We start from the raw sequence: 8,245 nt of genomic DNA, 5'->3' as shown, positions 1-8,245 counted from the left end.
CTGTGGAAATTGTGTAAGTAACTCTTTGACCCGGTGCTGCTGCTGCTGTCCCGGTTTTGGTGGTAACTAGGTCGGCACTAGGTGTCAGAGGTGTGGTGAATGTAGATTCGTTGTTGCCCGGAGTCGGGTCAGCCGTAGTTGAGGTGCTTCTGGCGGTGTTGGTGACGCTGCCTGATGCAGGTGCGATGAAGCTGACTGTGTTGGTGACGGTGGCTGTGTTGGCTAAGCTGATAGCCTCGAAGGTGACTATACCTGTATCGCGATCGTAGACACCGCCGTTGGAGAAATTTACTCCTGTTAAATTCGGAAGGATGGTGTCGGTAATGGTGACGTTTTCGGCTGTGCTTGGGCCGTTGTTGACTGTGGAAATTGTGTAAGTAACTCTTTGACCCGGTGCTGCTGCTGCTGTCCCGGTTTTGGTGGTAACTAGGTCGGCAAGAGCAGCAACAATTGTAGTTGAGACTTGAGAGATGGGTTGGGAACTATTGTTGTTCTCAGGTTTGTCGTCGAAAGTGCTGGATGTACTATAGGCAGTGTTAGTTAAGGGAGCTGTGACTGTTGGGGAAACTGTGGCGTTGATGGTGCGGGTTTGGCTAGCACCGTTAGCCAGAGTCGGAATCGCCGGCCAGATGACCGTCCTCGTTGTGGGATTGAAAGTGCCGCCGTCGGAGGCGGCGACGAAAGTTAAGCCCTCTGGGAGCGGATCTTGAATGAGGACGCTTTCGGCGTTGTTTGGCCCGTTATTTGTGGAGGTAATCGTATAGGTAATGGTGCTATTGGGTATGGCGAACAGCGGGCCTTTTTTAACAATGGAAACGTCGGCTACAAGTGTAGGTAGATTGATACTTTGGACGACGACATTGTTAACTTCGTGAATGTTTGTATTTCCCCCTGTCGAAGCAGCAAAGCCAAATTTAAAAGTACGTGGCACTTCTCCGTTTACAATTGCCAAATTTGGTATGTCGAGCAGTGTTTCGCCTGCATCAAATGTGCCACTACCATCCAAGTCTAAGGCAACTGTCAGACGGTTAGGAAATGTTGGTGAATTCGCCGGTAATAAGGTAATTTGGACGGTTCTTTTAGCTTCAGCGCGAATGCTTGTATCTTTATTGTCTATGCCACCAGGAACGACAGTGCTAGTTAAAAAATTATAAGCTGTGCTTTGGCTGCCTCTAAGTCCTACTGCGTCAGGTCGCTGCCCCGTGCCGCCCACACGCCCTGCATTATTGTTGGAAAAAAAGCCAAACTCGTCTAATCCGACACCTAAATAACCTCCTACAATACCCGGTGAATTTGAATTTGGATTAGTATTTTGAGCATAGCCGAGAGAGCCACCGTAGCCTCCGGCTGCTGTTGGCGTAGCGGTTCCGTCAATGAGGAAAAAACTAATGCCATCCGCACCAAGGAGGCTACCATCCGCTACTGGTTGAGAAGGGGCAGTACCTCTGTTATAGGCAAAGAAATCAAAGGTAACTCTCAGACCCTCAGTGGCTGAGATGGGGTTGTTGTAGATTACAAAAGCTGCTTGTCTAAATTCATTTGATGTTAATCTCAAAGTACCTTCTCCCTCGGGATCGCCAGTCCCTAAAGCGGGAATAACGCCGCTGAGGTTTTCTGTACTACCTGCTGTTAAGCCTGGTCTGGCAGAGGTGCCACCAATTCCATATATCCAAGGCCCGATCGCGGTTGAATTTCTGAATTCTTCAGCCGCTAAGGTAGCCAGGACTGATGTGTAGCCTTCTAGGACTTCTTTTTCAAAGGCTATTTCGGTATTTATTTGTCCTGTGGTAATTTCTAATTCCCAGTCGCCGCCTAGTGCTGCACTCCCTGTTAGATTATTGGAAGCTGCAACATTTGCTCCTGTTATTTCACTGAGTTTTTGTATAAATTTTAGACCTGATTCCCCGGCGCCTGTGTTGCAACTTAACAGCAGAATACTACCTGTTTCTTTGAGAGCTTTACCCCACTGCTGTAATTGGCTGGAATAGGTTTCTATATTGTGAATGTTGAGTTCTGCCCGGCCGATTTCTACTGACGCTGATGCGCCGTGAGCAACTATTTGAATGCTGTTGAGGCTGTGCCGCGAGGCGGCAATTTCGGCAATTTGTTCGATTCCATCCCGGTTTCTATCGAGCAGGATTACTTCTGTACCGCTTTTCACTCCCCTGAGAAACTCTTGGTAGTTTTCTACTTTTGAATCCACAATCGCTAGATTTTTTAGGCTAGCCGTCTCTGCTTTATGGCTAGCTTGTCTCAAGATTTTAGTTTCCATATTGGTAGATTTCCGTGTTTGTGTAGATGACCAATTTGACAGATTAGGGATGGTTTTGATTTTTGGTTAATTTGGTTGCTAAATCTAAGCTACCCCTTTTCATAGAGGACGATAAACTTTCACATATAAAGCTTGAAAAATTATTTTTTTATGATACATAATAGTTACCTAGATTTGTTATTTGTGATGTTAGTCAATCATTAGACAGGAATTACTGCGATCGCCCTTGGATGTCCTGATGCGACAGATCGCTGCAATCATAACATGAATAAGGGGTCACAGCCTTTATATTAGCCAAAACCCTCTATTTTTGGGAAAAATGATATCAGGTCTAACGTTAGTTATATGGTAAGTTACTTACCCTTTGGTCAGAACAAGGGGTCAGACCCCTCACGCCGCTGTTCTGAGTCTGGTGACATCGAGGCTGGCTCAGACAGCTTGAACCGTAAAGATACTGAAAATATTAATTTCCTAAAAATTGGCAGATTTGGACTTTGAGGTGCGATCGCTCTTAAAATTTGAGAGTACCGCATTTCTAGAGATTTATACTTATACTAATTTGGCGTGCAGTAAACTCACAGCCATGTAATAATAGCAACTCAATGCTACAAAAGTTAACAAAAAAACTTGACAAATTATATATGTTAATACCAGGATTGCGGTGACAAAAAAGAATGATCGCCCTTCCATTAAAAAGAACGATCGCCCTTTACACTCTCTTTATATCTAAATCATCAAACTGCGTCGATCGCACCCTCTAACGCCACTTGCTAAGCGTCAATATCAAGTTCCCGCACTAAAAAAGCCCATTCATCCGCCAATTCTTCAATGACTTTCGCAGTGGGTTTGCCGGCACCGTGTCCCGCTTTGGTTTCAATGCGAATTAACACCGGTTTTTCTCCCGCGTGGGTTTCTTGCAAGGCAGAAGCAAACTTGAAACTGTGGGCCGGAACTACTCGATCGTCGTGATCGGCAGTTGTAATCATTGTCGCTGGATAAGCCGTTCCCGGTTTGAGGTTGTGCAAGGGAGAATAGCCGTGAATTGTGGGAAATTCTTCGGGATTTTCCGGCGAACCATATTCAGAAGTCCAAGCCCAACCAATGGTAAATTTGTGGAAGCGCAACATATCCATAACGCCGACTGCCGGCAGCGCTGCACCGAACAATTCCGGCCGCTGAGTCATGCAAGCCCCTACTAATAAACCACCATTGCTACCCCCTGCGATCGCCAATTTTGCCGGTTTGGTGTACTTGTTTTCGATCAACCACTCAGCGGCGCTGATAAAGTCATCAAACACGTTTTGCTTGTTCAACTTTTTGCCTGCTTCGTGCCATGATTCGCCGTACTCGCCGCCTCCCCGCAAACAGGCGATCGCATAAACTCCGCCCATCTCTAACCACACTATCCTGCTAACAGAAAAACTCGGAGTTAGCGAGATGCCAAAACCACCGTATCCGTAAAGGTAGGTGGGGTTATTGCCATCCAACTGCAAGCCTTTCTTGTGGGTTATAAACATGGGTACTTGCGTACCGTCTTTGCTAGGGTAAAATACTTGTTTTGTCTCGTAATCGTCGGGATTAAAATCGACATTTGGTTGTCGATAAATCGTACTTTCATCTGTCACCAGATTATAGCGATAAATGGTGTTGGGCGCAGTGAAACTGGTGTAAGCATAAAAGGTTTCGGTGTCGTGTCGCTTGCCGCCGAATCCTCCCACCGAACCGATTCCGGGCAAGGCAACTTCTCGCACGAAAGAGCCGTCTAAGTTGAAGATTTTAATCTGGGTGTAGGCGTCTTTCAAGTAGGAAGCGACAAATTGATTGTTCAGCAGGCCTATGCCTTCGAGAGTTTCTGCTGCTTCGGGGATAATTTCTGTGAACCCCCCCTGAATCCCCCCCTTACCAAGGGGGGGCGACGGGGGGGTTTCGTCACCAGCTAGGGATGAGGGAGGGGGGTTGTTGGTGTCGATCGCAATTACGCGGCCTAACGGTGCATTTAAGTTTGTTTGAAACCAGAAAAGAGCTCCCTCATTGTCGATGAAACTGTACTCAGCCTCGAATTCGCTAATCAGTTCTACAACGGTTGATTCCGGTGCAGTTAAATCCTTGTAAAAAATCAAGTTTTTGGTTTCAGTTCCCTGCCAAACTGAGATAATCAAGTATTTGCCATCTTCGGTGACGCCACCGCTAAATCCCCACTCTTTTTGGTCTGGTCGCTCGTAGATTAATACGTCTTCAGATTGGGGCGTGCCGATTTGGTGGTAAAACAGTTTTTGGTAATAGTTAACTTCTTCGTGCTTGCTTTTTTCGTTGGGTTCGTCGTAGCGGCTATAAAAAAAGCCTTTGCCGTCGTGAGTCCAGGATGCTCCTGAGAATTTAATCCACTTTAAATGGTCTGATAAATCTTCGCCGGTTGCCACATCACGGACTTTCCATTCCTGCCAGTCGGAACCGGAACTTGACAAACCGTAGGCCATGTATTTGCCGTCTTCGCTGATAGCTATTCCACCCAGAGCAACGGTTCCATCTTCTGAGAGAGTGTTGGGGTCAATTAATACTTTGGGTTCGCTGTCGAGGGATGTTAACCTGTAGAGTACGGATTGATTTTGCAGGCCGTCATTCTTGTAGTAGAAATAGCGAGATCCTTCTTTGAAAGGTATGCCGTATTTCTCGTAATCCCAAAGTTGAGTCAGGCGCTGTTTGATTTTTTCCCGCGCCGGAATTTCGTTGAGGTAGGCAAAAGTGACTGCGTTTTGGGCTTCCACCCAAGCTTGGGTTTCCTCAGAGTCGGGATTTTCCAGCCATCTGTAGGGGTCAGGTACTTTGACGCCGTGGTAGTCGTCTGTTTGGTCGATTTTGCGGGTTGTGGGGTAGGTGAAAGGTCGATCGAATTTAGTCATGATTTTTTACTCTCGGTAACTTTGTCCAGTTTACCCTTTCGCGGCAGTGACGACAGGGAACAACGAAACTCAAGACCAAAAACCAAATACCAAATACCCGACAGGTTGAAACCGGTCGCTACACAGACAAAACCCGCCGACGCGGGTTTCATATCTTACAATTTTGTCATTGCGAGCCTGAGCGAAGCAATCGCAGAAGCTTAGAATATAGCTCTCGTCGCATCAATTGTAAACTCTTCATCCTCTCTTCTCTTCCTACCCTTCGGGAACGGCTTCGCCGAACGTTATCTTGGCGTCTTCGCGGTTCGTTTCTCTTATTTTTAAATCAGCCATCACCCGTTTTCAACTAATCCAACTCCCTCCTTCCTTCCAAAGCACGAGCCAATGTAACTTCATCGGCATATTCCAAATCTCCCCCCATCGGCAAACCAAAAGCTATGCGCGTCACTAGGGTAAAAGGTTTTAATAAGTGACCGATATAAAGAGTAGTAGTTTCGCCTTCCACGCTGGGACTAATAGCAATAATTACTTCCTTAACTTTTTGCTGGCTGACGCGCCGCACTAACGGTTGAATGTTCAATTGTTCCGGGCCAATTCCATCCATCGGCGAGATAACCCCGCCAACAACGTGATATTTACCCATATATTCCCGCGTTTTTTCTAAAGCGATTACGTCGCGGGATTCTGACACTACACAAATGGTATGACTGTCGCGGTTGGTATTGCGGCAAATTTCGCAAACAGGGTCAGCAGATAAGTGAAAGCATACTTGACAGAAACCTACTTGTTGTTTGGCATCAATTAAAGATTTAGCTAGGGCTTGCACTTCTTCTTCCGGGCGCTTCAAAATATGTAAAGCGAGCCGCTGGGCTGTTTTTGGGCCGACTCCGGGCAAGCGCTGCAATTGTTCGATTAAACGAGCTAAAGGTCGAGTGTACATTAAAAATTGGCGGTAATTGGTAATATCATTTCTGGTTGATTCGCGACAAGATAATTTGTGCGATGTAGGGGCGGGTTTTACCAACCATCTATGTTTAAAACTAAGTATATCATAAACCCGTCCCGCCCGTACACTGAGGAATATTGACTAATTTACCCTCCACTAATTTTAGCTTTGTAGCCTAACTTTGTGATAATTTCCAGCAGTTTTTGCTTGTGTTCGCCTTGAATTTCGATTTCATTATCTTTGACTGTGCCGCCAGTACCGCATTGGGCTTTTAGCTGCTTGGCTAAAGTGGCTAATGTTTCGGGTTTTTCCTGAAAGCCGCTGATGACTGTAACTGTTTTGCCACCGCGTCCTTTTCGGGATGCTTCGATTTTGAGGTTTTGTTGATTGGGGGGAACTTCGGCAACTCCCCGTTGGAGGGCGGCCGAGTTGTCAACATTCCCAAACTCGGAGTAAACTATTCGTTTGCCCTCGGTTGTTTTGCTGTCAGAATCTTTGCGTTTGGATGCTGCCATAGGTTAAGATGCTTGAACTTTTTTTACTGGTATTTCTAGTTTTAGCGGATTGGGGTATGGTTGCGATCGCTCGTTTGCGATCCCATCTTCTACTTATTGTATTAGCCCGTCAAGCGTTCAAGGAATTATAATGAAATTTGTTCGATCGCCTCAAGTCCCCAAGCAATTTGGTACGATCGACTTTGGTACGATCGACATCAAGCCTCTAGCTTACCCGCGAATCTAAAAAATCTAAAATCTAAAATCTAAAATCAAATGACTGTCACCCCCCTACCTCTCACCACCGAAACCAGCGCCCAACGCCCCGACTCCCTCGGCAGATTCGGCAAATTCGGCGGCAAATACGTCCCCGAAACCCTGATGCCCGCTTTATTTGAACTAGAAGCCGCTTTCCACAAATACCGCAGCGAACCGGAGTTTCAACAGCAACTCCAACAATTACTCAAAGATTATGTCGGCCGCCCCAGCCCTTTGTATTTTGCCGAACGCCTCACCGAGCACTACGCTAAAGCAGACGGAACTGGCCCGCAAATTTACCTCAAACGCGAAGATTTAAACCACACCGGAGCTCATAAAATTAATAACGCTTTAGCTCAAGCATTGCTGGCAAAACGCATGGGTAAAAAGCGGGTAATTGCTGAAACTGGTGCCGGTCAGCACGGCGTTGCTACCGCCACAGTTTGCGCTCGTTTTGGTATAGAATGCGTTGTCTACATGGGCGTTCACGACATGGAAAGACAGGCTTTAAATGTGTTTAGAATGCGCTTGATGGGTGCCGAAGTGCGGCCGGTGGCGGCGGGTACGGGAACGCTGAAAGATGCGACTTCGGAAGCGATTCGCGACTGGGTGACAAACGTGGAGACAACTCATTACATTCTCGGTTCCGTAGCTGGCCCGCATCCTTACCCGATGATGGTACGCGATTTCCATGCGGTAATCGGTGAAGAAACGCGGGCTCAGTGTCAGGAAAAGTGGGGTGGTTTGCCGGATATTTTATTAGCTTGCGTCGGCGGCGGTTCTAATGCAATGGGTCTTTTCCACGAGTTTGTCGGGGAAGAAACTGTCAGATTGATTGGTGTTGAAGCGGCGGGCGAAGGTGTGGAAACTGATAAACACGCTGCTACTTTGACTAAGGGAAGTGTGGGAGTTCTGCACGGAGCGATGAGTTATTTGCTGCAAGATAATGAAGGTCAAGTGATTGAACCCCATTCGATTAGTGCAGGTTTGGATTATCCGGGTGTGGGGCCGGAACACAGTTATTTGAAGGATGCGGGCAGAGCTGAATATTATAGCGTAACTGATGCAGAAGCACTGGAAGCATTTCAGCGGCTTTCGCAGTTGGAGGGGATTATTCCGGCTTTGGAAACTGCTCACGCGATCGCCTATTTAGAGACTCTATGCCCGCAGCTAACAGGCAATCCGCGCATTGTGCTTAATTGTTCGGGACGCGGCGACAAAGATGTGAACACTGTGGCGAAGGTTCTGAATATCTAGGTTAGCGGAATGTGGGGCGATCGCTCTGTAGGAATCGGTAACAATTAATTGGTGTCAACTTAAGACTAAAATCCTTTGTATCTCTCGTTTGTATCGAAGTCTAGATCCCCCTAGCCCC

5 protein-coding genes are annotated in these 8,245 nt (G+C 46.9%); 1 reads left to right on the top strand and 4 read right to left on the bottom strand.

Translation table 11 applies throughout. The features are described 5' to 3' along the window. The 4 genes from QUB08_RS10095 to QUB08_RS10080 form a co-directional block, all read right to left on the bottom strand. A partial coding sequence (locus QUB08_RS10095) for a DUF4347 domain-containing protein (protein WP_333224618.1) occupies positions 1-2,272 on the bottom strand: 2,272 nt, incomplete at its 3' end. A gap of 770 nt (positions 2,273-3,042) precedes the next feature. Continuing rightward, complete coding sequence (locus QUB08_RS10090; protein WP_333224617.1) at positions 3,043-5,172, bottom strand: prolyl oligopeptidase family serine peptidase; 2,130 nt, start codon at positions 5,170-5,172, stop codon at positions 3,043-3,045. Positions 5,173-5,518: 346 nt separating this feature from the next. Then, a complete protein-coding gene (gene recR / locus QUB08_RS10085; RefSeq protein ID WP_190744271.1) occupies positions 5,519-6,112 on the bottom strand; it encodes a recombination mediator RecR in 594 nt (197 codons plus the stop codon). Positions 6,113-6,264: 152 nt separating this feature from the next. Then, complete coding sequence (locus QUB08_RS10080; protein ID WP_190737631.1) at positions 6,265-6,633, bottom strand: translation initiation factor; 369 nt, start codon at positions 6,631-6,633, stop codon at positions 6,265-6,267. A 255-nt stretch (positions 6,634-6,888) separates the two neighbouring features. Here QUB08_RS10080 and trpB point away from each other — a divergent pair, with 255 nt between their 5' ends. Then, positions 6,889-8,127, top strand: coding sequence for a tryptophan synthase subunit beta (trpB, locus tag QUB08_RS10075; RefSeq protein ID WP_333224616.1), 1,239 nt, complete (start codon positions 6,889-6,891; stop codon positions 8,125-8,127). Positions 8,128-8,245 lie beyond the last annotated feature (118 nt).

Source organism: Microcoleus sp. BR0-C5, assembly GCF_036705045.1.
GTDB lineage: Bacteria > Cyanobacteriota > Cyanobacteriia > Cyanobacteriales > Microcoleaceae > Microcoleus.
This window is presented reverse-complemented; position numbering and strand designations above follow the sequence as displayed.

What these genes read in the sequence shown, in the direction of transcription:
- QUB08_RS10090 (WP_333224617.1), bottom strand. Translation starts at nt 5,172, where the DNA reads ATGACTAAATTCGATCGACCTTTCACCTACCCCACAACCCGCAAAATC.
- recR (WP_190744271.1), bottom strand. Translation starts at nt 6,112, where the DNA reads ATGTACACTCGACCTTTAGCTCGTTTAATCGAACAATTGCAGCGCTTG.
- QUB08_RS10080 (WP_190737631.1), bottom strand. Translation starts at nt 6,633, where the DNA reads ATGGCAGCATCCAAACGCAAAGATTCTGACAGCAAAACAACCGAGGGC.
- trpB (WP_333224616.1), top strand. Translation starts at nt 6,889, where the DNA reads ATGACTGTCACCCCCCTACCTCTCACCACCGAAACCAGCGCCCAACGC.